This is a genomic window from Peribacillus sp. SIMBA_075 (genome assembly GCF_046534585.1).
On the sequence record NZ_JAWRYN010000113.1, the window covers coordinates 1 to 518 of the forward strand.

Sequence of the window (518 nt, forward strand, 5' to 3'; positions counted from 1 at the left end):
TCCATTTAACTCCATAATTTTAAAGGCGATTTTTTCTGCAAGCACCTGGATATCAGTATCGATAGCAGCAATTACCTCAGCAGCTGCCATAGTCTGCTCCAGGCCTAAAATATCTGTGAAGGTAACATGTTCAGCGGTGGAAAGCACACGCTTGACCTCTTCTGCCATCGGGAAATCCAGCAGAAAGGCATTCATCAGGGCATCGGTAATTTCGTCGCCTGCGACAGGCACCATGCCATATGCTGTAATAGCGCCCTCCTCGGTCAGAGCGACGTCAGATGTACCCGCTCCGATATCAACGAGCGCAATGTTGAGGCGACGCATCGTGACGGGTATGAGCACATTGATCGCGGCGATTGGCTCGAGGGTGAGAGCCTGCATCTCCAGATCGCAACGTTTTAGGGCAGCAATCAGGGAGTCGACAACGACCCGCGGTAAAAAGGTAGCGATGACGTCTGTACTGGCTGTGTCGCCGCGCTGATCGATCAGGCTGCCGATAAGCTCGCCGTCCAGATGAT

General features: G+C 52.7%; 1 protein-coding gene. It reads right to left on the reverse strand.

Annotation, left to right across the window (positions count from 1 at the left end):
• The coding region (locus SB775_RS27380) for a cell division FtsA domain-containing protein (RefSeq protein WP_410864280.1) at nucleotides 1-518 on the reverse strand (518 nt) is incomplete at both ends.